A 25,776-nucleotide genomic window follows, 5' to 3' on the forward strand; every position below is an offset into this window, starting at 1 on the left:
GAACATGGGTAAGAAGAAAACAGGAAGAAATATATTCGGATTTGATGGCAGCTTTATCAATATCTGTGATAAGATATTTGATGTAATGGCCCTGGGATTTTTATGGATCCTGTGCAGTCTTCCTATTGTGACCATAGGAGCTTCTACCTCGGCTTTATACTATGCCATGGTAAAATGTGTGAAAAAGGGCGACGGCTATATTGCCAGAGAATTTTTCCGGTCTTTCCGGCTGAATCTGATGTCCGGATGCTTTATCTGGATACTGGTAGTAGCAGCCACCTTTGCCATGCATTTAAATATTGGAATCCTGATGAAGGAAACCGACGGATATGTGGGACTTTTCTTTATCTGTGTCTACGCCCTGACTTCTGTATTTATTCTGGCGGTTTCCTGCTATGTATTTCCAGCTCTGGCACGGTTTGATATGAGCAGCGGCTGGCTGATCAAGCTGGCTATGTATATGACAGTGCGGTATTTTGGCACTACTTTGGCCCTGTTTCTCATACTGTTTTGCACAGGAGCCATCATCTGGCGCTTTCCTATACTGATGATCTTTGCGCCGGGGCCGGTAATCTTTCTCATGTCAGAGTTCCTGGAGCGAGTGCTGAAAAAACATGAGCCCGGAGAGGAAGACCAGAAGGAAGAGCCTGTGAGAGAAATACAGAAAAGGGATGACAAATTAGATTTACAGGAGGAATGATCGTGAAATTTACAAATGGATACTGGCTTTTGAGAAAAGAAATGGAGCCTGCATATGCAGTAGAATATGCAAGCCACCAGATTGATGGAAGCACATTAACGGTGTATCTTCCCAGCAAACATATTTCTGGGAGAGGAGACTGCTTAAATATCCCGATGCTGACGCTGACCCTTTCCAGCCCTATGGAAGGAGTGATCAAGGCCTCGGCAGTGCATCATGCAGGAGCTCTGTATAAGGGACCTATTGCTCAGGTGAACCAGAGAGATACCCAGGTTGAGATCACGGAGACAGATACCCAGGTAATCTATCGTTCCGGCTCCCTGCGGGCAGTGATCGATAAGGCCCCTTCCGGTTATAAACTGGCTTTCTATGAAGGAGAGAAATTCCTTACAGAGTCCAGTTTCCGGAATCTGGCCCATATGTATAATAATAAGACAGAGAAGGCTTATATGCTGGAACAGCTTTCCATTGACGTAGATGAATACATCTATGGTCTTGGAGAACGGTTTACGCCTTTTGTGAAAAATGGACAGGTTGTAGAGATGTGGAATGAGGATGGCGGTACAGCCAGCGAAATTGCATACAAGAACATTCCATTTTATGTAACGAATAAAGGATACGGGGTTCTGGTGGACAATCTGGGAGATGTTGCTTTTGAGATTGCCAGTGAAAAGGTAGAGAGGATCCAGTTTTCCGTAGAAGGAGAAAGACTGGATTATTACTTTATCAGCGGCGGAAGTCCTATGGGAACTGTGGAAAAATATACGGATCTTACAGGAAAACCTGCTCTGCCCCCGGCCTGGTCTTTTGGTCTTTGGCTGACTACATCTTTTACAACGAATTATGACGAGGAGACAACCTCCAGCTTTATCCAGGGAATGGCAGACAGGAAGATTCCTCTCCATGTATTCCATTTTGACTGTTATTGGATGGACGCCTATGAGTGGTGCAATTTTATCTGGGATCCCAAGACTTTCCCGGACCCCAAGGGAATGCTGAAAAGATACCATGACCGGGGACTGAAAATCTGTGTGTGGATCAATCCCTATATCGGACAGAAATCTGTGCTTTTTAAAGAGGGCATGGAAAAGGGATATCTGGTAAAGAAGAAAGATGGAAGCGTATGGCAGTCTGACTTGTGGCAGCCAGGTATGGGACTGGTGGACTTTACCAACCCTGACGCAGTGGCCTGGTATCAGGAAAAGCTGAAGACTCTTCTGGATATGGGTGTGGACTGCTTTAAGACAGACTTCGGTGAGAGGATACCGGTGAAGGATATTGAATATTTTGACCATTCTGATCCGGTGAAAATGCACAATTACTATACATACCTTTATAATAAGACAGTATTTGAGCTTCTGGAAAGAGAGCGGGGAAAGGGAGAAGCAGTGCTTTTTGCCCGTTCCGCTACAGTAGGAGGACAGCAGTTCCCGGCTCACTGGGGAGGAGACTGTTCTGCCACTTATGTTTCTATGGCGGAGACTCTCCGTGGAGGACTGTCTCTTTCTCTGGGAGGTTTTGGATTTTGGAGTCATGACATCAGCGGTTTTGAGAGTACCGCTACTCCTGATATCTATAAGAGATGGTGCCAGTTTGGGCTTTTAAGCTCCCACAGCCGTCTCCATGGCTCTGGCTCCTACCGTGTACCCTGGCTTTTTGACGAGGAGGCCTGCGATATCCTTCGGGAGTTTGTGAACCTGAAATGCCGGCTGATGCCTTACATTTATGGACAGGCAGTGAAATCTCATGTAAAGGGAACTCCTCTGCTCCGCCCAATGTTCCTGGATTTCCCCCAGGACAGAGCCTGCGATACTCTGGACCGTCAGTATATGCTGGGAGATTCTCTTCTGGTTGCCCCTGTATTTAAAGAATCAGGGGAGGTGGACTATTACCTGCCGGAAGGAACCTGGGTGAATATCCTGACCGGAGAGAAGAAAACAGGAGGAAAGTGGATAAAAGAAACTCATGATTATCATTCTCTGCCTGTTATGCTCCGGCCCAATACGGTTCTTCCTATGGGAAATAATGATCAGGTTCCGGATTATGATTTTACAGACCAGGTGACATTGGTGATCGGAGAATTCGAAGAGGGAGCCCGTACCTGCGTGGAGATTCCGGATACAAAAGGAAATACCGTAATGAAGGTTCAGGCCAGAAGAGAGGGAGAAGAGATTCTTCTTTCCGTGGAAGGCGGAAAAGGTAATTTCCAGATTAAAAACCTGGGAAGCCAGGCTGTTAAAGTAGAAAGTTAAGAGGATAAAAAGAATGGCAGGGGAATCGGAGCTGCCCACAGTTCCGATTCCCCTGCCATCACCATTTTTTACATGGATATGGTGCAATACGGTTAAACAGAGATTTTCGAGATTTCAACCGTAGTTTTGAAGAAGATTGTACGGTTAAAATAGAAGATTTGAAGATTTCAACCGTACTTTAAAGAAAATTATACGGTTAGAAAGTGCAATATAGGAAATTTAACCGTAATACTACGTGGAATTATACGGTCAAAAATGGATTTTGAAGATTTTAACCGTATAGGGAGGGGAAAGCTGCGGCATTAAGCAAGATTGAAAATGCTTAATGCCGCAGCTTTTATCTAGTGCGCCTGGCGGCGCAGATTTCCAGAAGTGTTAGTCAAGATTCAGTTTCTTTGTCATGATATACCGGCTTCCCAGGTAGAAAACGATAGATAAGATCAGGTACCATGACAGCAGGAAGATCGTCTGAGCGTTTCCGCTTCCTCCTGTACTTGAAATAACCCTTCCGCTCTCAGTAGTAACGATTGTACTAATGGGACTCAAAGGAGGAATTATAAACATTAAAATCAGCATGACTATGGTCTGGCCCATATTGATCCCAAAGAAGGCCACAAGAGCTCCCAGGGTCTTGTGTGTTTTAAACAGACTGCCCAGACAGATGGAGAACAAGATCAAAGCAATAAAGTAGAAGAAGTATTGTATGAGAAGTCCGAGAACTACTCCAAGAGCTTCCAGCATAGCATTAAAGCCACCGAGTCCAAAAAGACTCCCAAAGAATGAATGAAAGCCTTCTACAATATCCGTCATTGTATCAGGATAGCTGACCAATATGAAAATCGATAGAGCTACACATAAAAAGTCAATGATTGACCAGGTCCAGAATACCAGGATCTTGGACCAGAGTATCTTGTCACAAGATACAGGAAGGGTATTGGTGAGATATCCCTCTTCAGAGAATAAGCTTTTCTGCATCCGTACGGCCAGATAGAGGATGGTAGCCAAAACTATACCGATAATAAATATAGCATAGATCATGATATAAGCTACGGCCCCCAGGCCAAAGATAGTAGTAGAAAGAGATAGGTGGGTATCGAAATTCTCCCCTCTTCCTGAGGCCATATTTTCCCCAATGGTGATGGCAAGTCTTCCGATGATACTGTAGGCCAGCAGTACCCCATGAAGGATCAGAAGGATCATGGAGACAGATTTCCAGTCATATTTATATAATTTTTTCAGCATTTAAACACCTCCCTGAACAGTGCGTCCACAGATTTTCCCTGATTGAAGCGGATATTTTCTACGCTGTCAACCATACGGATATGCCCGTTCTGAATAAAAACCACATCATCCAGGATATTTTCTACATCAGAAATCAGATGAGTGGATATAATAATCGTAGCGTTTTCATCATAGTTTTGAATGATGGTAGAGAGAATATAATCCCTGGCAGCTGGGTCTACTCCGGCAATAGGTTCATCCAGACAGTACAGCCGGGCCCGGCGGCTCATGACCAAGATAAGCTGGACTTTTTCCTTAGTACCTTTTGACATAGTACGGAGTCTGTCAGAGGGATTGATATTCAATCTTTTCAGCATGTCGTAGGCTCTGGCTTTGTCAAAGTCTTCATAGAAATCCTGGAAATAATCAATGATATCGCAGACCCTCATCCAGGAATTCAGATAAGTTCGCTCAGGAAGATAAGAGACAAATTTCTTAGTCTCTACGCCTGGTGTAAGACCGTCTATAAAAATGTGCCCTTCTGTAGGAACCAGAAGACCATTTAAAAGCTTGATCAGAGTAGTCTTGCCGCTGCCGTTTGGACCCAGAAGACCGATGATCTTTCCAGGCATAAGGGAAAAGGAAATCTGATCCAGAGCGGTCTTGTTGCCATAGCGCTTAGTAAGGTCTTTACATTCTAAAATAGGGTTCATGACTGCTCCTCCTTATCAATTTTTTCAATAAGCCGTATGGTGGCCTGTTTTGTAAAGCCGATATGCTCCATTTTTTTCAGAAATTCTTTTACCTGCTCTGAGGCGATGGTATTTTTTGTCTGTTCTATCATAACTAAATCCTCCGTGATAAAGCGTCCGCTGGTCCGCTGGCTGTAGAGAAGTCCTGTTCGTTCCAATTCGGATAAAGATTTCTGCATTGTGTTGGGATTTACCCCTGCCTCCTGAGCCAGCTCCCGTACAGAGGGAAGCTTGCTTCCAGGAGGATATGTGCCGGAAATAATGTCCATAGTAATCCTTTCCATGATCTGGGGATAGATGGGACGGTTTGAGTCCAGATTCCAAGACATATGCGCAGCACCTCCTTTTTTCTGCGTGTCTGTTAAGCAGCTCAGGTGTCTTTCCAGAGCCGAAGCATATTTGTCAATTACAATAATTGTACTACTGTACTAATTGTTTAATACAATAATACGTAAATAAAAGGAATTTGTCAATAAAAATTTTATAAAAACTTTTCGGGGAATTAAAAATTCTCTGGAAAATAGGCATTGCATTTCAAAGAATGTATGTTACAATATTGTTACACGGAGAATAAGGGTGATAATATGAATTTATACGAAGCGATTTTTCTGAGAAAATCTGTACGGAACTATGAAATGGAGCCGGTAAGCGGGGAGATTCTCCAGGAAGTGAGGGAGTTTTATGGAGAGATTGAAGGTCTGAATCCGGGAATCCATACAGAGATTTCTATTATAGATAATACAAAAGGAAAGAACAGGATGATGCATATACTGGGAGTAAAAGCGCCTTACTATCTGGCTTTTTATTCCGAAGAGAAGGACCTGACCCAGATGAATGCTGGATATATTATGGAGCAGATTGCACTTTTTCTATGCACCAAAGGTTTGGGAACCTGCTTTCTGGGCGGGGTAAAGCCCAGAATGGGCAATAACCGCAGAGGAAATCTGAAATTTATCATCATGCTGGCCTTTGGAAAGAGCAAGGGGAGCTATACCAGAAAGGCAGTTGACGCCAAGAGAATGGAGCTGAAGGAGCTTTGCGTTTACAAAGAGGTGCCGAGACAGTGGATGAAACAGCTTTTAGAAGCTGCAAGGCTGGCTCCGTCCAGTATGAACAGCCAGCCATGGCGGTTTGTGGTATATGACAATCGGATCCATGTTTTTGCAAAGAAACACAATATGAACCATTTGGGAAAATTTGAAGAGCTGAATTTCGGTATTATGTTTTCTCATCTGATGGTTGTAGCCGAGGAACTGTGGCTGGATGTGGATTTGATCAGGCTGGAAGACATCACTCATAAAAACTTTCCGAACAATCAGTATGTGTTAAGTGCAATTCTAAGGACCTGAGAAGTAAAGAAAACCAAAAAGTCCGTAAAAAGTGGAGACTTGAAGCTCGCTTTTTACGGACTTTTTTGCAGCTTCAGGCAGTAAGTAAAGGGGAATATCTGGCTAATGCAGCAGAGGGAAGGCTGTCTAAGGAGCTGCGGTATAGATGCCTTTGGCTTTATGAAAGGCTTTCTGCACCTGAAGAAGAAGTCCGGGCTCCGTGAGCAGCTCTAAAGCACAGGAGGACAGGATTTTTCCTGCGGCCAACATTCCTTTATGGGCTGCAGAAGATTTTCCCTGAGCGGTTACGGTCCAGTGATGAAGAGGAGAACCGTTGGCGTAACAGCAGACCATAAAGGCGGTACAGGGCAGAATCTGGCTTACATTTCCCACGTCAGTGGAAATACCGGTTTTCCTGGTGATGGAGAGATCAGGAATATCGTCAAAGGCCCTGTCTGCTTCAGGCAGATTTCCATAAGAAAGAAAATCTCTGGCATAAGCCTCTTCACCGGGAGAGTGGACAGGGGTATAAAGCTTCAGATATTTCAGGACAAGCTGGTCTAAGACGGGATTTGGCAGAAAGCTGTCATAGACGCAGGCAGTTTCAATGTCTACAGAAGTCCCGGTCATCAGGGCGGCTCCACGGGCGATGTCGTCCACCCGCTCTCGCAGCAGCCGGGCGTCTTCGCTTTTGGGGGCCCGCACGGCATAAAAGACCTGGGCCCGGGAGGGGATAATATTAGGCGCAGTTCCCCCGGCGTCAGTATAAGCGTAATGAACCCTGGCTTCATCGATCATGTGCTCCCGAAGATAATTGACTCCAACATTCATCAGTTCACAGGCATCCAGAGCGCTTCGGCCTAAATGGGGAGACTGAGAAGCGTGGGCGCTGGTACCGTGAAAAGTGTAGTAGACTCTGTGGTTGGCCAGAGCCTGATTAAAGATTCCGGATTGGTAGTGGGGATGCCAGGAAAAAGCAGCGTCCACATCTTTAAAGAAGCCTTCTTCGATCATGAAAGCCTTGCCAGCCGCGTTTTCTTCGGCAGGACATCCAAAATACAGGATAGTGCCGGGAAGCTTTTCCTGTTCCATGATATCTTTCAGGAAAAGAACCCCTGCCAGAACTCCGCAGCCCAGGAGATTATGTCCGCAGCCGTGCCCTGCAGAAGAACTTGTGGGAGCTGGAGCGGCGATATCTGCTTTCTGAGACAAGCCGGGAAGGGCATCATATTCCCCCAGAAAACCCAATATGGGTCTGCCATAGCCCCAGCGGGCAGTAAAAGCGGTGGGGAGCTTTTCAGAAGGTGCTGATATGGAAAATCCCTGCTCTTCCAGAATCGATTTCAAAAGACTGCTGGAGCGGTGTTCCTGGAAAGCAGTCTCTGCAAACTCCCAGATAGAATCTGCGGCAGAGATAATGAGAGACTGATATTTTTCAATGAGAGAAGTATAGTCGATTTTTGATATGTTCACTCTGATCGTACCTCCTTTTCAGGTATGCTATGACTACTATCATAACACATATAGATAAAAAGAGATAAAGAGCATTACAAGAAAGAGAGAATTTTTGAAAAATTTCTGGGGAATTATAGCAGAAGGAAAATAGAAAGGAAATTTGGACATGAAAAAAGCGCGAGACGGGACTCGAACCCGCGGCCTCGACCTTGGCAAGGTCGCGCTCCACCAACTGAGCCACTCGCGCATGTTACCTGTGCTCTCGTGAGCACAGGCAATAATATACTATATCCGGAATGTTTTGTCAATCTTTTTTTGAAAATTTTTATTGAAAAATTTTTAGTCAATCTTTGAAGCTTAAATATCGTGTTCAAACTTCCAGATGTTATCCATTTTTCCGATTACTACCAGAATGTCCTCTTTACGGATCCGATATTCCGGAGAAATCTCTGTTTCCGTGCTGCCATCACTTTCAATGGCAATGATGTTCAGACCATATTTTTTTCGGATATCCAGACGTTCTATGCTGATCCCGGCGATACGGTCTGTAACAGGAATCTGCTGGATTTCAACCTCATTGCTCAGAGTGATAAAGTCCAGAAAATTGTTATTGGCGATCAGGCGTTTGCCAAGGCGGAGAGCCATATCTCGCTCCGGATATACTACCTCTGCACCGATTTTTTCCAGTACCGTTCCGTGGTCACTGCTGATCGCTTTGGAGATCACATGAGGAACGCCAAGGCTTACCACATTTAGTGTAGTGAGAATACTGATATCAATTTTTTCACCGATGCATACGATAACAGTATCACAGTTCTGGATACCGATCTCCTGAAGCGCTTCCTTTGAAAGATTGTCTGTGACAAAAGCATATTCCGTATAGTGGCGGAGCTCTCTTACTTTTTCTTCATTGCAGTCTACTACGATGACATCTTTTCCTGCTTCAGACAGGCTCATAGCAAGAGCTGTGCCAAAACGTCCAAGACCAATTACACCAAAAGTTGAAGATTTTGTATTTTTCATAACTGTATTTTCTCCTTTAACCAATTGTAATAGATTCTTCTACATACCGGGCGGAAGGTGCCGGACGGTCTATCCACATGGAAAACAGGGTGAAAGCCCCCAGCCTTCCGATAAACATAACAAGAATAATGATAAATTTGCTCAGAGGGATCAGATTCGGTGTGATTCCTGTAGAAAGGCCTACAGTACCGAAGGCCGATACCACTTCAAACAAAATTTGTACAAAATCCAGGTCCGGTTCCAGGATACACAACAGGAAAGTGGCAATGCACACTACCAGGATGGACAGCAGGGAAATGACATAAGCCTTGCTGATTCTGTCTGCCGGTATGGAACGATGGAAGGCTTCAAAATTTTTCTTTGTCACCAGGCTGCGCACAGATTGCACCAGAACAAAGAAAGTGCTGGTCTTAATACCGCCTCCGGTGGATCCGGGGGAAGCACCGATAAACATCAGGATGATAAGGACAAAAAGTCCTGCATTGGTAAAGTCTCCTATAGAATAAGTGGAAAAACCTGCCGTTCTTGCAGAAACACTGTGGAAAAAGGCACCCAACCAGGAAATATTTTCTGTTGCTTTTAAGAGCAGGGTCCCCACTGCCAGCAGGATGACCGTAGTGGTGATCACCACTTTGGAGTGGAGCGTAAGTTTTTTGAAAGAACGGTTCTTCAATATATCCAGTATTACCAGGAAACCCAGACCTCCGAAAATGATCAAAAAGCAGGTGGTAAAGTTCAGAAGGATATCCGATTGATAGGGAATCATGTTTCGGAGTCCGCCGAAAATATCAAAGCCGGAATTATTAAATGCGGCAATGGAGTGGAAAATACTGGTACCAATGGCCCTTGGCAGAGGATAATCCTGAATGAAAACAATAAAGCTCAGCACTGCGCCGGCAAGTTCAAAGCAAAGGGTCATAAGAAGCACAGATTTTACCAGGCGTATGATTCCTTTTACTCCAGTTACATTCAGCCCCTCCTGGGCAAGAAGACGTCCCTTTATTCCAATGTGCTTTCCCACTGCCAGAATCAGGCCTACACCTACGGAAGTGACTCCCAGGCCTCCGATCTGAATGAGAAAAGCTACAACCCCCTGGCCAAAAGGCGTAAAATGATCCGCAGTGTCTATGGCGATCAGGCCTGTGACACATACGGCGCTGGTTGAAGTAAACAGGGCGTCAATGAAGCTGACCTCTGCATCCGGTTTCACGGAGATTGGAAGCAGCAACAAGAACGTACCAAACAGGATTGCTGCGGCAAAGCCAAGGGTGATCAGCCGTCCTGCGGGCTGCCTTTTAAAAAAGTTAATGATGCGGTTCATGAGATTTCTGCCGTTTGCTGCGGCAAGTAACTCCTCCTCTCTGCTGTTGCATTTTTTTATGCCTGAAAGGCTGTTTTTTCAGAATCTTTCAGGATAGGACGATTATAGCAGAAGATATAAAAAACTCAAGACATAATGAGGAAAATTAACAAAGACTTTACTTTTGAATTTTTATAGATTCTGAAAAATTTTAAAAGGATGAAAAGAGGGGAAGCGGCCTCTTTACTGGGATAAAGTCTTTGCTTTCAGAATAAATTGTGCTATAATGAAATACAATAAAAATGGGGGCGAATATCAGCGCTTTCTGAATGAAAAGGCGGGGAAATCCGTTGAGAAGGAGGTTACTTGGCGATGAAAATGATTTTTGCGATTGTGCGGAAGGAAGACGAAGGTTTTGTAATAGAACGTTTGAATAAAGAAAAAATCAGCGTAACGAAACTTTCCAGTACCGGAGGTTTTCTGAGAAAAGGAAATGCTACACTTATGATCGGTACAGAGGATGATAAAGTAGATTTTGTTATAAATGTGATCAAGGAGGAGTGCTCCAGGAGACAGGAAGTTATGATCAACCCATCTTATTCTTCAGGCTCAAAAGGTCCGGTACTGGGGTATACGGCACCTCCGGTAAGCGTTGAAGTGGGGGGCGCTACGGTCTTTGTGGTAAACGTGGAACAGTTCCTGAAATTATAGAAAAAATATCTCTGGGAAACCGGCAGATTTTCCAAATGCACCTTGAGAAAATCTTTCTGAAATGATAGAATTATCTGACAGACTAATCTGTGAGACTGTGCGCTGCATAAGTCTTGAATACTAAGGAAAACGGAGGATTTTCTATGAAGAAACTGAAAGTAGTAAAGGGTGCAAAATGTATGGCCTGTCTGGAATGTGTAAGAGCCTGTTCCACAAGCTTTTATAAGGAATTTGATCCGGACAAATCCTGTATTCAGATCGTGGACAAAAACGGCGATGCCAAGCCTATGGTCTGTGTACAGTGCGGCAAGTGTGCAAAAGCCTGTCCAGAAGAAGCCATCACACAGAATGCAAAAGGTGTGTATATGGTAAACAAGAAAAAATGTACAGGCTGCGGCAAGTGCGTAGAGGCCTGTCCATTCGGCGTTATGGTAAAGGCAGAGGAATCACCGGTGAGCAGCAAATGCATCGCCTGCGGTATCTGTGCAAAAGCCTGTCCAGCAGACGTTCTGGAGATTGTAGAAGCGTAATTTCAGCAAAAGAATACATAGGAGCATGCCATATTCTCTCAGGGAATGGTGTGCTCCTGAATTTTTTTAGAAAGGAAAGTGTGGGGTGAAAAGTTATGGAGAAGAAGGCAGAATGGCTTTGGTCCTGGTTTGACGGATTGAGACTGTCGCTGTTATGGACAAAACCGGAAGGCGAAGTAAAAGGTGTTCTCCAGATTTCCCATGGAATGTGTGAGAATAAAGAAAGGTATCTGCCGTTTATGGAATATCTGGCAGAAAAGGGATTCGCAGCAGTGATCCATGATCACAGAGGTCATGGGAAAAGCGTAAAGGAAAAAGAGGACCTGGGATATACTTATGGCGGCAGAGATAAGGGAATTGTGGAAGATCTTCACCAGGTAACCTGCTGGATAAAAGAACATTTTCCAGGAACCCCTGTTTATATGCTGGGGCACAGTATGGGTTCTCTTGCAGCCAGGACGTATCTGAAGGAATACGACGGAGAACTGAAAAAGCTAATACTGACAGGGCCTCCCAGTGCAAATCCTGGAGTAGATATGGGACTGGCGCTGGCTGGAATCCAGAAGAAGTTCAGGGGAGGGAGATACCGGAGCAAAGAGCTGCAGGTTCTTGCCTTTGGTCCCTATGCCGCTAAATTTCCAGGAGAGGGTACCAGTTCGGCATGGATCTGCTCAGATAAAGAAGTAGTAAAGGATTATGATGATTCAGAATACTGTGGATTTATCTTTACTGCCGACGGTTTCCAGAGTCTGTTTCTTCTCTTAAAAGAAACCTACAGCAGGAAAGGATGGAAGATGAGAAATCCTGATCTGCCTGTTCTTTTTCTGGGAGGAGAGAAGGATCCATGCATAGGAGGGGGAAGACGGTTTGTAAAACAGCTTCAGTTTCTGCAAACAGTAGGATATAGAAAAGTAACCGGAAAGATGTATCCGGATATGCGTCATGAAATCCTTAACGAGACAGGAAAAGAGACAGTTTACAAAAATATTGTATCTTATCTGAACAAATGAAATTTCTAAAACGAGACTGTCGCATTAGTCATATGTTAGGAATATTTATACATTTTATGCGAATTTGCCGAGCATAGCTTTGAGACTATAGGCTCAAAGCGGCACAGGCTGAGCAATAAAATGTATAAATATTCTCGATTTTGCTTAATGCGACGGCCCCGTAAATCCGTGACAGAAGAGCTGGACCAGAATAATACCGAAAAGAGCGCCCATACTGTCAATGGCCACGTCTGTTTTGGAAGGACCCCGTCCGGCCACGAAGGACTGGTGGAATTCATCTGTACAGGCAAATACCACGCAGAAAAGTCCGGCGAAAATAAAAAGCCAGAAGCCTCTCAGACCATACACATACAAAGGAAAAGAAATGCATATGGCCAGAATACAGTATTCTGTCATATGGGCCAGCTTTCGTACTGGAAGTTCGATTTGGCCAGCATAGTATTCTTTGTCCGTCTCTGAAAGATTTTTTTCAAGGACCCGGTCTGCAACAGAAACAATACCGTAGCTGACTTTATAGCTGAGATTTCCAGAATCCACTCCCGTCTGGCTGGAAAAAGAGAAAATCATATACATGACCAGAAGGGCAGGGAGAAAGGAAAAAGGCTTTAAAAGATAGATGATAAATTTTTTCATACGCTTCCTTTCTGCTGCAAGAGAGAGATTATACAAAAATCCAGAGCTCTTTTTGTGCAGCAATGAAAATGCCGATAGATAGATTTACTAAGAAAGAGTAACATTTTTTGTAGAAAATGTAAAGAATTCAAAAGAAGTCAGGAATGAATTGACAATATCTATTCAGAGATTTATACTGTGTACCAGAGAAAAAGACAACGGCAGTGAAGAGAAGAGTACATTTACAGGTACGTTACAGAGAGCTTCGGCAGGTGAAAGGAAGCACGGGGAAGTAAATGGAAGATGGTCTCGGAGCCTCGCACCGACTGGGGATAATTCTCCACAGGCTGCGATGGGAGCGCCCATTACAGCGCCAGGGTATAAGGAAGATTCCCGTACCCGCAGAGGTCTTTGCCGCAAGGCGGAGATAAAGTAAGGTGGTACCGTGAGGCATATGCCCTCGCCCTTATGTTTGGAAGATGTCTTTCAGATATAAGGGCGGGGGCTTTTTTGTTCCTACAGGCGAAGAAACCTGCTGCCGAAAAGGAGGAAAAGAAATGGACAAACAAGAAAAGAAAAAAACTGGAGAGGCCAAGTGGTCCGGAAGTCTGGGCTTTATCATGGCAGCGGCAGGTTCCGCCGTAGGTATGGGAAATTTATGGAGGTTTCCTATGCTGGTAGGGGAGAACGGAGGAGGAGCCTTTGTTCTGATCTATCTGATCTGTATTGTTCTGGTGGGAATCCCCATGATCATTGCAGAAGTTACTATTGGCCGGGCCGGAGGAAAAGATGCTTTCGGAAGCTATAAAGCTCTGAATCCAAAATGGGGCGGTGTAGGTATCCTGGCAGTGGTCACAAGTTTTATCGGTCTGTCTTATTATGCAGTATTAGGTGGCTGGGTAATCCGGTATATTTTTGCATCTGGGGCAAATACATCCAAAGACGGAGCAGCCTTTTTTGCAGATTTTACCGCCAATACAGAAAGTCAGATCATTTATTATCTGATATTTATGGTTCTTACTGTGCTGATCGTTGCCAGAGGGGTTCAAAAGGGAATTGAAAAGGCATGTAAGATTATGATGCCCCTTCTTCTGGTGTGTATTATCGTTGTTGCTATTCGTTCTTGTACCCTTCCCGGAGCAGGAGCCGGTATTGAGTTTTTCCTGAAACCAGATTTTTCCAAGCTGACACCGGGAGCCTTTCTGGGAGCTTTGGGACAGGTGTTCTTCTCTCTGTCTCTGGGAACTGGAGCTACAATTACTTACGGCGCTTACCTGGGAAAAGACCAGAAGATTGTCAACAGCGCCTGCTGTATTGCAGGGTGTGATACTCTGGTAGCAATGCTGGCAGGATTCGCTATCCTTCCTGCTGTTTTTGCCTTCGGATTTGATCCGGAAAGCGGTCCAAGCCTGATGTTCCAGACCCTTCCTACAGTGTTTGGTGAAATGCCGGGAGGTCAGATCTTTGGTGTGATCTTCTTTATCCTGGTGCTGTTCGCAGCAGCTACCACAAGTATTGCTTATCTGGAAGTAGTGGTATCTTTTGCCATGAATACCTTTAAGGTTTCCAGGATAAAAGCATCGATAATTTCTGGAATCTTGATTTCTATTGCAGGAGTTCCCAGTGCTCTCAGTTTTGGCCTCTGGAGTGATATAAAGATTGCAGGAAAAGGATTTTTTGACCTGGCTGACCATCTGGTTTCCAATGTTTCCCTGCCTATCGGAGCTATTCTGGCCTGCGTGTTCATTGGCTGGGTATGGAAGACCAGGAATGCAGTGAAAGAAATTACAAACAATGGAAAAGCTGCCTTCAAGCTGGCGCCGGTGTGGTCTGCTCTGGTAAAATATGTTGTTCCTGTTCTTATTGGGATCATTTTCGTTACTTCCAGCGGCGTTCTGGATATATTTTAATGTGCTTTTCCTGAAATTTTATGATATGATAGTAGGCAGAAAATCTTATTAAGGGATAAAATGATGTTAGAGAGGAGAAGCCTATGAGTTTGGCAGACAAACTGTTTATTGATATGTGCCGGGATATTCTGGATAATGGTACAGATACAAAAGGAGAGAAGGTACGGCCTCATTGGGAAGATACCGGAGAGGCAGCCTATACCATCAAACGTTTTGGTGTGGTGAATCGTTATGACCTGAGAAAAGAGTTTCCAGCTTTGACTCTGCGGAAGACAGGGCTGAAAACCTGTATGGACGAGATCCTCTGGATCTATCAGAGAAAATCCAACAATATCCACGATTTAAATGCCCATATCTGGGATGCCTGGGCAGACGAAGATGGCTCTATCGGTACCTGCTACGGAGATGTGGTGAGACGAAAATTCCTCTACAAAGGGGAAGAAGTAGACCAGATGGATTATGTGCTGAAGCAGCTGAAGGAGAATCCTTACAGCCGGAGGATCATGACCAATCTGTATCAGTTTGAATATCTTCACAGCGGCGCCCTTGACCCATGCTGTTACAGTATGACCTATAATGTGACCAAGGATAAAGATCAGGACAGACTGGTCCTGAACGGAGTGCTGAATCAGCGTTCTCAGGACGTGCTGGCGGCCAATAACTGGAATGTGTGCCAGTATGCCATCCTGCTTATGATGGTGGCTCAGGTTAATGACATGATTCCCGGAGAACTGGTCCATGTGATCGCCGACGCCCACATTTATGACAGGCATGTGCCGGTAATCGAGGAACTGATCAGCAGAGAGACCTATCCTGCTCCAAAGGTTTACCTGAACCCTGAGATTAAAAACTTCTACGACTTTACTACAACAGATCTGATCGTGGAAAATTATCAGGCAGGGCCTCAGATTAAAAATATACCGATTGCGGTGTAAGTATGTTTTTTGAAAAAGACTGCTGAGAATACAGCAATATGGAACAGAGAACAGGAGAAAACAGACATGAATTTAATTGTAGCTGTGGATTCCAACTGGGGAATCGGAAAAGATAACAAACTGCTGGTGAGTATTCCCGCAGATATGAAGTTTTTCAGGACAACTACTACAGGAAAGGTAGTGATCATGGGAAGAAAAACTCTGGAGAGTTTTCCGAACGGACTGCCGCTGAAAAACAGAGTCAATATTGTTCTGACAGGAAATAAAGATTATAAGGTGAAAGACGCTGTGGTGGTCCACAGCGTGGAAGAAGCTCTGGAAGAAGCCGGCAAATATCCTGCGGAAGATGTATATGTGATCGGCGGCGACAGTGTTTACCGCCAGATGCTTCCCTACTGCAGCAAGGCTCATGTGACCAAGATTGATTTTGCCTACCAGGCAGATACTTTCTTCCCAAATCTGGATGAAATGGAAGAGTGGAAGATTACAGAGGAAAGTGAAGAACAGACCTATTTTGATCTGGAGTATGCTTTTGTAACTTATGAAAAGAAAGAATAAGAGCCTGTATATCAGGCAATTATTAAAAACAGGGGCCGGCAGCCCCTGTTTTTACGTCAAAAGAAATGTTTACTCAATCACTTTGATCCAGCCTTCCGGTGCTTCGATCCTTCCCATCTGGATGCCGGTCAGGGTATCGTACAGCTTCTGGGTAACAGGTCCCATAGCTTCCATACCGCTTGGGAAGCAGATGTCTTTTCCGTGGTCTACAATCTTTCCTACAGGAGAGATAACGGCGGCAGTTCCGCACAGACCGCATTCTGCAAATTCCGGTACTTCTTCAAAGAAGACTTCTCTTTCTTCTACTTTCATTCCCAGGTATTTCTCAGCTACATATTCCAGAGAACGGCGGGTGATAGAAGGCAGGATACTGTTGGATTTTGGTGTTACCAGCTTGTTGTCTTTGGTGATAAAGATAAAGTTGGCGCCGCCGGTTTCTTCTACCTTTGTTCTGGTGGCAGCGTCCAGATACATGTTTTCATCAAAGCCCTGGTTGTGAGCGTCTACGATAGCATGAAGGCTCATGGCGTAGTTCAGTCCTGCTTTGATATGTCCGGTTCCGTGAGGAGCAGCCCGGTCAAAATCACAGACACGGATGGTAATGGGTTTTGCCCCGCCTTTGAAGTAAGGGCCTACCGGTGTGGTAAATACACGGAACTGGTATTCATCTGCAGGTTTAACGCCGATCACAGGATTGCTTCCGAACATATAAGGACGGATATATAAAGTGGCTCCTGATCCGTAAGGAGGCACATAAGCTGCATTTGCTTTTACAGTCTGAACCACAGCGTCTACGAAACGGTCTGCGGGGAATACGGGCATTTCCAGTCTCTTTGCAGAATTTACCATACGCTCTGCGTTTAAGTCAGGACGGAAGGTTACGATACGTCCGTCCTCTGTGGTGTAGGCTTTTAATCCTTCAAAGACAGACTGAGAATACTGGAGCACTCCTGCGCACTCGCTGATGGTTACCATATCATCCTGTGTTAAAACACCATCATCCCAGGCTCCATCTTTAAAATTAGATACATAACGGTAATCGGTCTTCATATAAGCAAAGCCCAGATTTGACCAGTCAATGTTCTTTTTTTCCATTTTAGGTTCCTCCATTCCTGCCGCCAGATTGCGGTATGTATTATTTATAGATATAGTAAATTAAGTTTTTATCATTATAAAACTTTAATGTGTGAATTGCAAGAGAAGTTCCGTTGCTTTTTTATATTCTTTCATATATAATCAAAAGTAAAAGCAGCCTTTCGGGGCGAAAATCTAAGATCAGGAAGTGAAATTATGGCTGGAAATGACTGGAACAATCTAGGACGGGAAGTAAAGGATATTGTACAGCATGCAATAGATACAGGAGACTTCGGGAGACTGAACCGGGACCTGGGCGTGACACTGGAGAATGCTCTTGGAAATGTGGCGGACAGCCTAAAAAATGCGGGACGGCGGGGAATGGGAAACTATGGGAACTATTCTCAAAATCCCGGCGGCCAGCCCTATGGACCGGGTAACGGGTACAGTACAAAATACAGTTACCGTCCCTTTGGAAGAAGCCATTCTTATGAAAAATATGACAGTTCATCCAGAAGGATGAAAGAGGCCAGAGAAGAATTTGCCCTTTTTGTAAATACGGGATGGGCCAGAGCTATGGGGATCTTGTTTACTACTCTGGGAATTGCCCTTACGCTTATGTTTGGGATAACTGTGGCATCTCTTGGGATTGCTTCTATTTTTATTGGCCCCCTGGCGGCAAAGATGGGCACAGTTCTGATGATTTTTCTCCCGGCTATGGCTATCAGCCTTATCATGGCCATTTGCGGCAATCATCTGAGAAAGAAGATAAAAAGATTCCGTTCTTATGTAAAGACCCTGAACGGAAAACCTTATGGAACCATTAAAGAACTGGCCAAAGGCGTCAGAAAATCAGAAAATTTTGTACGGAAAGATCTGAAGAAAATGATCAAAAAGCAGATGTTTCTGGAAGGCCACCTGGATAAGGGGGAGACCTGCCTGATTGCCAGTGATGATGCTTATGACCAATATCTTGCAGCGGAGAAAAACGCTCAGCAGATGAAGGAGCAGGAGGCCGCAGACCCCAGGAAAAAGCTCTCAGAAGAAGTGAAGAAAGTCATTGAAGAGGGAGATCGTTATATCGAAGAAATCCGGAGAAGCAACGACGCTATTCCAGGAATCGAGGTTTCCAATAAAATGTACCATCTGGAAAATGTGATCCGCAGGATCTTCCAGAGAGTAGAGCAGCATCCGGAGCTCATTGATGACCTGCATAAATTTATGGACTATTATCTCCCCACTACTATGAAGCTCCTGAAAGCCTACGAGGAGCTGGATAAACAGGATGTAGAGGGTGAAAATATCAAGACGGCAAAGCAGGAGATTGAAAATACCCTGGATACTATTAATACAGCCTTTGAGAATCTTCTGGACAGTTTTTATAAGGACACTGCATGGGATGTATCTACAGATATTTCAGTGTTGAAGACCATGCTGGCCCAGGAAGGCCTTACAGGAGACGATGATTTTAATAAGAAAGGATAAATAGCCATGAGTGATGAATTAAAAGATTTTACGGTGACGCCTACACTGACATTTGAACCTCTGAAAGAGGAGGCTCCTGTGGCAGAGATGAAAAAAGAAGAGCCTAAGGCTCCTGAAATGGATGACAGTATTCTTTCTCCGGAAGAGAGAAAGATGGTAGATGATTTTTCCAAGCAGATCGATATCCGTAATTCTGCGGCAATCCTTCAGTACGGAGCAGGAACCCAGAAGAAGATGGCGGACTTTTCCGAGGAAGCGCTGGATAAGGTTCGGACCAAGGATTTAGGCGAGGTGGGAGATCTGCTGGAAAATGTGGTCACCGAGCTGAAAAGCTTTGATGCTGAAGAAGAACGGAAAGGTATTATAGGATTCTTTAAAAGAGGAACCGATAAGCTGGAGTCCATGAAGAATAAATATGCTAAGGCAGAGACCAACATCAGTAAAATCGTGGAGGTTCTGGAGAAACATCAGATTCAGCTTATGAAGGATGCGGCTACTATGGATAAGATGTATGCCCTGAACCTGAATTATTTCAAAGAGCTTTCCATGTATATCCTGGCAGGAAAGAAGAAACTGGAGGAGATTCGTACTACAGAACTGCCCCAGCTTGTAAACAAAGCACAGATGACCAATCTGCCGGAGGATGCCCAGGCGGCTAAGGATCTGGACTCCCTGTGCACTCGTTTTGAGAAAAAAATTCATGACCTGGAGCTGACCAGGATGATCTGTATTCAGACAGCTCCTCAGATCCGTCTGGTTCAAGGGAACGATACCCAGATGGCAGAGAAGATTCAGTCTACCATTGTGAATACCATTCCTCTGTGGAAGAGCCAGATGGTCATAGCTCTGGGAATCGCCCATTCCACAGAAGCGGCAAAAGCTCAGCGTGAAGTAACAGATATGACTAATGCCCTTCTTCAGAAAAATGCAGAGACTCTCAAACTTGCTACAGTGGAAGCTGCCAGAGAGTCGGAGAGAGGAATTGTGGATATTGAAACACTGAAAAAGACTAACGAATCCCTTATCAGCACCTTTGATGAAGTGATGAATATCCAGAAGGAAGGACGAGAGAAGAGAAGAGCTGCAGAGGCGGAGATCTATCGTCTGGAGGGTGAATTAAAGGAAAAACTTCTGCAGATACAGAAATAAGGGACAGAATTTTGAACGGACAGGAGTTCCCCAATATTCTGGAAATATAAGCTTTCATGGGAATGGAGGAAAAGGACATGTATCGTGATCATACCAGAGTGGTGCAGATCGGAGACAGGAAGATCGGAGGAGGAAATCCTATTCTGATCCAGTCTATGACCAATACCAAGACGGAAGATATAGAAGGAACCGTAAAACAGATCCTGGCCCTGGAGGCGGCTGGATGTGAGATTATCCGCTGTACGGTGCCTACCATAGAGGCGGCCAGAGCTGTAAAAGAGATAAAAAAACAGATCCATATCCCCCTGGTGGCAGATATCCATTTTGATTACAAGATGGCTATAGCGGCTATGGAAAACGGCGCCGATAAGATTCGGATCAACCCGGGAAATATCGGGGGAAAAGAAAAGATCAAGGCGGTAGTGGACACTGCCAGGGAGAGAAATATTCCCATACGGGTAGGGGTCAACAGCGGTTCTCTGGAAAAGGAACTGGTAAAAAAATATGACGGGGTTACGGCAGAAGGACTGGTGGAAAGCGCCCTTGATAAGGTGAAGATCATTGAAGACCTGGGGTATGACAACCTGGTGATCAGTATCAAATCTTCAGATGTGATGATGTGCGTAAAAGCCCATGAACTTCTGGCAGAGCAGACCAGCTATCCTCTTCATGTGGGAATCACAGAAGCCGGGACTCTTTATTCCGGAAATATCAAGTCTGCCGTGGGACTGGGGATTATCCTTTACCAGGGAATCGGAGATACCATCCGGGTATCTCTTACGGGAGATCCTGTGGAGGAGATTAAGTCTGCCAAGAGGATCCTGAAGACTCTGAACCTGAGAAAGGGCGGGGTGGAAGTAGTGTCCTGTCCTACCTGCGGACGGACCCAGATCGATCTTATCGGACTGGCAAATCAGGTAGAGACCATGGTACAGGAGTTCCCTCTGGATATTAAGGTGGCGGTCATGGGCTGTGTGGTAAACGGTCCGGGAGAAGCCAAAGAGGCAGACATCGGCATTGCAGGCGGCAAAGGCGAGGGCCTTCTGATCAAGAAGGGAGAAATCGTCAGAAAGGTACCTGAGGATCAGCTTTTGCAGGTGCTCCGTCAGGAACTGGAGAATTGGAAGTAAACAAAGGAGGCATTGCTTCATGGAGAAAGCATTTCTGGAGGTGTTCCGGAATCTGGAGCTTGTGGGAGAGTTGCGGGCTCTCCTGGAGGAAGTAGTGGTAACGAAAGTTTCCATTAACCAGAAAAGGGATCATGTCCGGATTTATATCCGCAGCAGGCAGTGGATTCATAAGAAATATATTTACACCCTGGAGCATACCATTGCATCCCAATGTTTTCCAGGGGTGCCTATGAAAGTGAAAATCCTGGAGAGGTTTGACCTCTCCAGTCAGTATACGCCGGAAATCTTTCTGGATGCGTACCGCTCTTCCATGGCGCTGGAACTGAAACATTACAGCATTCTGGTATTTAATATGTTCCGGAATGCTGTTATTACGTTTCCCCAGACAGATACCATGCACATGGTCCTTGAATCCAATGTGCTGGCAAAAAGCAAAGAGAATGAGCTTATCCAGTACATAGAAAAGGTCTTTTGCGAGCGCTGCGCCTTTTCTTTGAAGGTGGAGGCAGAGTACCAGGAAGCCAAAGAAAGCAAGGTTCGGAAAAACAGTGAGCTCCAGCTTCAGCAGGAGGCGGCTCATATTATAGAGATGTCCTCTTTCGGAAAGCATCAGGAGGAAGACTCCATGGAGGCTGAAGGAGAGGGCGCCAGGGAGAAACAGGAGGCCGCCGGGACAGACCACAAAACGGCAGAGAAAAAAGAAAGCTCCGGGGCTGGAATCAAGAAGACAGAGAAAAACGGAAAGCAGGAAAAGGAAGGAAAATCTGGGAAATCCTTTAAAGGCGATAAAGGAAGAGCCAGAGGAGACCGGAGTTTCTCTGACTTTAAGAGGAGCGTAAAGCGTTCCGACAATCCCGATGTGCTCTATGGAAGGGACTTTGAAGACGAGGCTATTCCCTTGGAAAATATCCAGACGGAGATGGGAGAAGTCTGTGTCCGGGGACAGATCATGACACTGGAGACCAGAGAAATCCGGAACGAAAAGACCATTATCATCTTTTCCATTACGGATTTCAGCGACTCTATTACTGTGAAAATGTTTGCCAGAAATGACCAGGTGGGAGAAATCCTGGAAGGGATCAAGGCCAAGGCTTTTATTAAACTGAAGGGAGTCACTACTATTGACCGGTACGACAGTGAACTGACCATTGGTTCTGTAGTGGGGATCAAGAAAATCCCCAGTTTTGAGAACAGCCGGACAGATAACAGCCCGGAGAAAAGAGTAGAGCTCCACTGTCATACCAAGATGAGCGATATGGACGGAGTGTCCGATGCAAAAGCAATCATCAAAAGAGCTTACGAGTGGGGCCATAAGGCCATTGCCATTACAGACCATGGTGTGGTCCAGGCCTTTCCGGAGGCCAACCACTGTTTCGACGCCTGGGGAGGTGTGGTTCCTCAGGATTCAGATTTTAAGGTGATCTATGGCATGGAGGCTTATCTGGTAGACGATCTGAAAGGAATCGTAGACAACAGCCAGGGCCAGTCCCTTCAAGGAACCTATGTGGTCTTTGATATAGAGACCACGGGTTTTTCTGCCATGAAAGATAAAATCATAGAGATCGGCGCTGTCCGGGTGGAGGATGGAAAAATCACAGACCGGTTTTCTCAGTTTGTGAATCCACAGATTCCCATTCCTTTCCGGATCCAGCAGCTTACCAGCATCAATGACAGTATGGTACAGGACGCGTCCACTATCGACAAGGTACTGCCGGAATTTGAACAGTTCTGCCAGGGGGCAGTGATGGTGGCCCACAATGCCGGTTTTGATATGAGTTTTATCAAAAAGAATTATGAAGACCTGGGAATTGACAGAGATGATACCATTGTGGATACTGTAGGAATGGCCCGATTCCTCCTTCCACAGTTGAACCGGTTTAAGCTGGATACAGTGGCAAAAGCTGTGGGTGTATCTCTGCAGAACCATCACCGGGCAGTAGATGACGCCGAGTGTACGGCAGAGATTTTTGTGAAATTTATTAAAATGTGTGAGGAGAGAGACATTTTTAATCTGGACCAGCTCAACGAGAAAGGGGCAGTGTCTGTCCACACTATCCAGAAAATGCCTACATATCATGCTATTATCCTGGCGAAAAATGATATAGGAAGGGTAAATCTTTATCATCTGGTATCGGATTCCCACCTGATCTACTACAACCGGAGGCCAAGAGTGCCCAAGAGCCTGTACCTGAAATACCAGGAGGGGCTGATGATTGGTTCAGCCTGTGAGGCGGGAGAACTTTACCAGGCTGTATTAAACGGCAGACCAGATGCTGAGATTGCCAGAATCGTAAATTTCTATGATTATCTGGAAATCCAGCCCATTGGAAACAACGCCTTTATGCTCCGGGATCCGGACCGTGATGATATTCAGACAGAGGAAGACCTTCAGGAAATCAACCGGAAGATTGTGAAGCTGGGAGAGTCTTTTAATAAGCCGGTAGTGGCTACCTGTGACGTCCATTTCCTGGATCCGGAAGACGAGGTATACCGTCGTATCATCATGGCAGGAAAGGGCTTTGACGATGCGGACCAGCAGGCTCCGCTATACCTGCGGACCACAGAGGAAATGCTGGAGGAATTTTCTTATCTGGGAAGAGAAAAGGCAGAAGAAATCGTTATTACCAATACCAATAAGATTGCAGATATGGTGGAGAAAATATCCCCTATCCATAAGGGAAAATGCCCGCCGGTTATCGAGAACTCCGACAATATGCTCAGAGAAATCTGCTACAATAAAGCTCATGAGATTTATGGGGAAAACCTTCCCAAGGTGGTTGAAGAGCGTCTGGAGAGAGAGTTGAATTCCATTATCTCCAACGGCTATGCAGTTATGTATATGATCGCACAGAAGCTGGTGTGGAAGAGCAACAGTGACGGTTATCTTGTAGGGTCCAGAGGTTCAGTAGGATCCTCTTTTGCGGCTACTATGTCGGGAATCACAGAGGTAAATCCTCTAAGTCCCCATTACTACTGTCCCAACTGCCACTACGCAGATTTTGATTCCGAGGAAGTCCGGGCCTACTCAGGAAGAGCAGGATGTGATATGCCGGATAAAAACTGTCCCGTGTGCGGACAGCCTTTAAAGAAAGAGGGATTTGACATTCCCTTTGAGACTTTCCTGGGATTTAAGGGAGACAAGGAGCCGGATATCGACCTGAACTTCTCCGGCGATTACCAGGGAAAAGCCCACCGCTATGTAGAGGTTATTTTCGGCGCAGGACAGACTTTTAAGGCCGGAACCATCGGCACCCTGGCGGAGAAAACAGCTTTCGGATATGTAAAGAATTACTATGAAGAACGGGGACAGAGAAAGCGGTACTGCGAGATCAACCGTATTGTCCAGGGCTGCACAGGTGTGCGCCGGACCACAGGCCAGCACCCAGGCGGTATTATCGTCCTCCCAATTGGATGGGACATTGAAGAATTTACCCCGGTGCAGCATCCGGCCAACGATATGAACAGCGACATTATCACCACCCATTTTGATTATCATTCCATTGATTCCAACCTGCTGAAGCTGGATATTCTGGGACACGATGATCCAACCATGATCCGTATGCTGGAGGACCTGACAGGGATCAATGCCAGGGAAATACCCCTGGATTCCAAGGAGGTTATGTCCCTGTTTAAGAATACAGACGCCCTTGGAATCACCCCGGAGGATATCCGTGGCTGCCCTCTTGGCTGCCTGGGAATTCCAGAGTTTGGAACAGAATTTGCCATGCAGATGTTAATTGACGCAAAGCCTACTTCTTTCTCGGATCTGGTCCGTATTTCAGGACTTTCCCATGGTACGGACGTATGGCTGGGAAATGCCCAGGATCTGATCAAATCCGGGACAGCGACCATTGCCACCTGTATCTGTACTCGAGACGATATTATGATCTATCTGATCAACAAGGGGCTGGAGCATGGTCTGGCATTTACCATTATGGAAAGTGTCCGTAAAGGAAAAGGACTGAAGCCGGAATGGGAAGAAGAAATGAAAAATCACGGAGTCCCGGACTGGTATATTGGTTCCTGTAAGAAGATTAAGTATATGTTCCCAAAAGCCCATGCGGCGGCTTATGTTATGATGGGGTGGAGGATCGCTTACTGCAAGATTTTCTATCCGCTGGCTTACTATGCGGCCTATTTCAGTATCCGGGCCACTGCCTTTTCCTATGAGCTGATGTGCCAGGGAAAGGAAAAGCTGGAATATTTCATGGATGACTATGAGAAGAGAAAAGATACCCTCAGCAAAAAGGAACAGGATACTTATAAGGATATGAAAAATGTCCAGGAAATGTATGCCAGAGGTTTTGAGTTTATGCCTATTGATATTTACAAGGCAAACGCCCACACCTTCCAGATCATAGAGGGAAAACTTATGCCCGCTCTGGATACCATAGAGGGACTGGGAGATAGGGCGGCAGACGCCGTGGTGGCTGCAGCAGAGGAGGGACCCTTCCTGTCCCTGGATGACTTCCGGAACAGGACAAAGGTGACGGCTTCTACCATAGATCTGATGAACGACCTGGGCCTTTTCGGGAACCTGCCCAAGTCCAATCAGTTGTCATTATTTGATTTCCAATAAATTTTCAGTAGCTATCAGAGAGAGCAATGCGAGAAAAGTGGGTATTGGAGATCCTTTATGTA

The 25,776-nt window shown here is 45.4% G+C and carries 21 protein-coding genes, 1 tRNA gene and 1 other annotated feature; of the genes, 13 read left to right on the plus strand and 9 right to left on the minus strand.

Going from position 1 to position 25,776, the window contains the following annotated elements; translation table 11 throughout:
* The first annotated feature begins 4 nt into the window (after window positions 1-4).
* The gene (locus B5G00_RS05920) at window positions 5-700 is read left to right on the plus strand and encodes a YesL family protein (protein WP_087270001.1); all 696 of its coding nucleotides are present in this window, start codon (window positions 5-7) and stop codon (window positions 698-700) included.
* 2 nt (window positions 701-702) lie between these two features.
* On the plus strand, window positions 703-2,952 hold the full coding sequence (gene yicI, locus B5G00_RS05925; RefSeq protein ID WP_087270004.1) for an alpha-xylosidase: 2,250 nt from the start codon (window positions 703-705) through the stop codon (window positions 2,950-2,952).
* Window positions 2,953-3,327: 375 nt separating this feature from the next.
* On the opposite strand, the gene B5G00_RS05930 is transcribed toward yicI, so the two are convergent.
* From B5G00_RS05930 to B5G00_RS05940, 3 genes are read right to left on the minus strand one after another with little or no spacing between them, the layout of a single operon-like run.
* Complete coding sequence (locus tag B5G00_RS05930) at window positions 3,328-4,194, minus strand: hypothetical protein (protein ID WP_087270006.1); 867 nt, start codon at window positions 4,192-4,194, stop codon at window positions 3,328-3,330.
* Window positions 4,188-4,886 (minus strand): ABC transporter ATP-binding protein, encoded by a 699-nt coding sequence (locus B5G00_RS05935; RefSeq protein ID WP_087270009.1) that lies wholly within the window; start codon window positions 4,884-4,886, stop codon window positions 4,188-4,190. The genes B5G00_RS05930 and B5G00_RS05935 overlap by 7 nt, the downstream gene beginning before the upstream one ends.
* Window positions 4,883-5,254, minus strand: coding sequence for a GntR family transcriptional regulator (locus tag B5G00_RS05940; RefSeq protein ID WP_087270013.1), 372 nt, complete (start codon window positions 5,252-5,254; stop codon window positions 4,883-4,885). Before B5G00_RS05940 ends, B5G00_RS05935 begins: the two co-directional genes overlap by 4 nt.
* A 255-nt stretch (window positions 5,255-5,509) precedes the next feature.
* Between B5G00_RS05940 and B5G00_RS05945 the strand changes: the two genes are divergently transcribed.
* Window positions 5,510-6,274 (plus strand): nitroreductase family protein, encoded by a 765-nt coding sequence (locus B5G00_RS05945; RefSeq protein ID WP_087270016.1) that lies wholly within the window; start codon window positions 5,510-5,512, stop codon window positions 6,272-6,274.
* Window positions 6,275-6,400: 126 nt separating this feature from the next.
* Here the strand turns inward: B5G00_RS05945 and B5G00_RS05950 are convergent, their stop codons facing one another.
* From B5G00_RS05950 to B5G00_RS05965, 4 genes are all read right to left on the minus strand, one after another.
* The gene (locus B5G00_RS05950) at window positions 6,401-7,726 is read right to left on the minus strand and encodes an amidohydrolase (protein WP_162613488.1); all 1,326 of its coding nucleotides are present in this window, start codon (window positions 7,724-7,726) and stop codon (window positions 6,401-6,403) included.
* 156 nt (window positions 7,727-7,882) lie between these two features.
* A tRNA-Gly gene (locus B5G00_RS05955) sits at window positions 7,883-7,955 on the minus strand.
* Between the two features lie 110 nt (window positions 7,956-8,065).
* A complete protein-coding gene (locus tag B5G00_RS05960; RefSeq protein WP_087270022.1) occupies window positions 8,066-8,731 on the minus strand; it encodes a potassium channel family protein in 666 nt (221 codons plus the stop codon).
* Between the two features lie 16 nt (window positions 8,732-8,747).
* Entirely contained in the window at window positions 8,748-10,052 is a 1,305-nt protein-coding gene (locus tag B5G00_RS05965; protein WP_087270024.1) for a TrkH family potassium uptake protein, read from the minus strand.
* Between the two features lie 351 nt (window positions 10,053-10,403).
* Here B5G00_RS05965 and B5G00_RS05970 point away from each other — a divergent pair, with 351 nt between their 5' ends.
* The 3 genes from B5G00_RS05970 (at window position 10,404) to B5G00_RS05980 (ending at window position 12,282) form a co-directional block, all read left to right on the plus strand.
* The gene (locus B5G00_RS05970) at window positions 10,404-10,742 is read left to right on the plus strand and encodes a cyclic-di-AMP receptor (RefSeq protein WP_087270029.1); all 339 of its coding nucleotides are present in this window, start codon (window positions 10,404-10,406) and stop codon (window positions 10,740-10,742) included.
* A 143-nt stretch (window positions 10,743-10,885) separates the two neighbouring features.
* The gene (locus tag B5G00_RS05975) at window positions 10,886-11,272 is read left to right on the plus strand and encodes a 4Fe-4S binding protein (RefSeq protein ID WP_087270032.1); all 387 of its coding nucleotides are present in this window, start codon (window positions 10,886-10,888) and stop codon (window positions 11,270-11,272) included.
* A 95-nt stretch (window positions 11,273-11,367) separates the two neighbouring features.
* Window positions 11,368-12,282, plus strand: coding sequence for an alpha/beta hydrolase (locus B5G00_RS05980; RefSeq protein ID WP_087270035.1), 915 nt, complete (start codon window positions 11,368-11,370; stop codon window positions 12,280-12,282).
* A gap of 144 nt (window positions 12,283-12,426) precedes the next feature.
* Here B5G00_RS05980 and B5G00_RS05985 read toward each other — a convergent pair whose 3' ends face one another.
* Entirely contained in the window at window positions 12,427-12,915 is a 489-nt protein-coding gene (locus B5G00_RS05985) for a VanZ family protein (protein WP_087270168.1), read from the minus strand.
* 194 nt (window positions 12,916-13,109) lie between these two features.
* Window positions 13,110-13,365 (plus strand) — a binding site (T-box leader).
* Window positions 13,366-13,451: 86 nt separating this feature from the next.
* Here B5G00_RS05985 and B5G00_RS05990 point away from each other — a divergent pair.
* The 3 genes from B5G00_RS05990 (at window position 13,452) to B5G00_RS06000 (ending at window position 16,297) form a co-directional block, all read left to right on the plus strand.
* Window positions 13,452-14,804, plus strand: a complete 1,353-nt coding sequence (locus B5G00_RS05990) for a sodium-dependent transporter (protein WP_087270171.1) — start codon at window positions 13,452-13,454, stop codon at window positions 14,802-14,804.
* A gap of 83 nt (window positions 14,805-14,887) precedes the next feature.
* A complete protein-coding gene (gene thyA / locus B5G00_RS05995; RefSeq protein ID WP_087270038.1) occupies window positions 14,888-15,739 on the plus strand; it encodes a thymidylate synthase in 852 nt (283 codons plus the stop codon).
* Between the two features lie 66 nt (window positions 15,740-15,805).
* On the plus strand, window positions 15,806-16,297 hold the full coding sequence (locus tag B5G00_RS06000; RefSeq protein WP_087270040.1) for a dihydrofolate reductase: 492 nt from the start codon (window positions 15,806-15,808) through the stop codon (window positions 16,295-16,297).
* A gap of 69 nt (window positions 16,298-16,366) precedes the next feature.
* Here B5G00_RS06000 and B5G00_RS06005 read toward each other — a convergent pair whose 3' ends face one another.
* Entirely contained in the window at window positions 16,367-17,392 is a 1,026-nt protein-coding gene (locus B5G00_RS06005) for a branched-chain amino acid aminotransferase (protein ID WP_087270043.1), read from the minus strand.
* Between the two features lie 195 nt (window positions 17,393-17,587).
* Between B5G00_RS06005 and B5G00_RS06010 the strand changes: the two genes are divergently transcribed.
* From B5G00_RS06010 to B5G00_RS06025, 4 genes are all read left to right on the plus strand, one after another.
* Window positions 17,588-18,856 carry a 5-bromo-4-chloroindolyl phosphate hydrolysis family protein gene (locus B5G00_RS06010; protein WP_087270047.1) on the plus strand — a complete coding sequence of 423 codons (1,269 nt, stop codon included), beginning with the start codon at window positions 17,588-17,590 and terminating at the stop codon, window positions 18,854-18,856.
* Window positions 18,857-18,862: 6 nt separating this feature from the next.
* The gene (locus tag B5G00_RS06015; protein ID WP_087270050.1) at window positions 18,863-20,005 is read left to right on the plus strand and encodes a toxic anion resistance protein; all 1,143 of its coding nucleotides are present in this window, start codon (window positions 18,863-18,865) and stop codon (window positions 20,003-20,005) included.
* A gap of 77 nt (window positions 20,006-20,082) precedes the next feature.
* Window positions 20,083-21,135, plus strand: a complete 1,053-nt coding sequence (gene ispG / locus B5G00_RS06020) for a flavodoxin-dependent (E)-4-hydroxy-3-methylbut-2-enyl-diphosphate synthase (RefSeq protein WP_087270174.1) — start codon at window positions 20,083-20,085, stop codon at window positions 21,133-21,135.
* A gap of 19 nt (window positions 21,136-21,154) precedes the next feature.
* Window positions 21,155-25,714 (plus strand): PolC-type DNA polymerase III, encoded by a 4,560-nt coding sequence (locus B5G00_RS06025; protein ID WP_087270053.1) that lies wholly within the window; start codon window positions 21,155-21,157, stop codon window positions 25,712-25,714.
* The last annotated feature ends 62 nt before the right edge of the window (window positions 25,715-25,776 follow it).

Origin of the sequence: Blautia sp. An46 (genome assembly GCF_002161645.1) — a bacterium.
In the GTDB taxonomy this organism is placed as follows: domain Bacteria; phylum Bacillota; class Clostridia; order Lachnospirales; family Lachnospiraceae; genus Blautia; species Blautia ornithocaccae.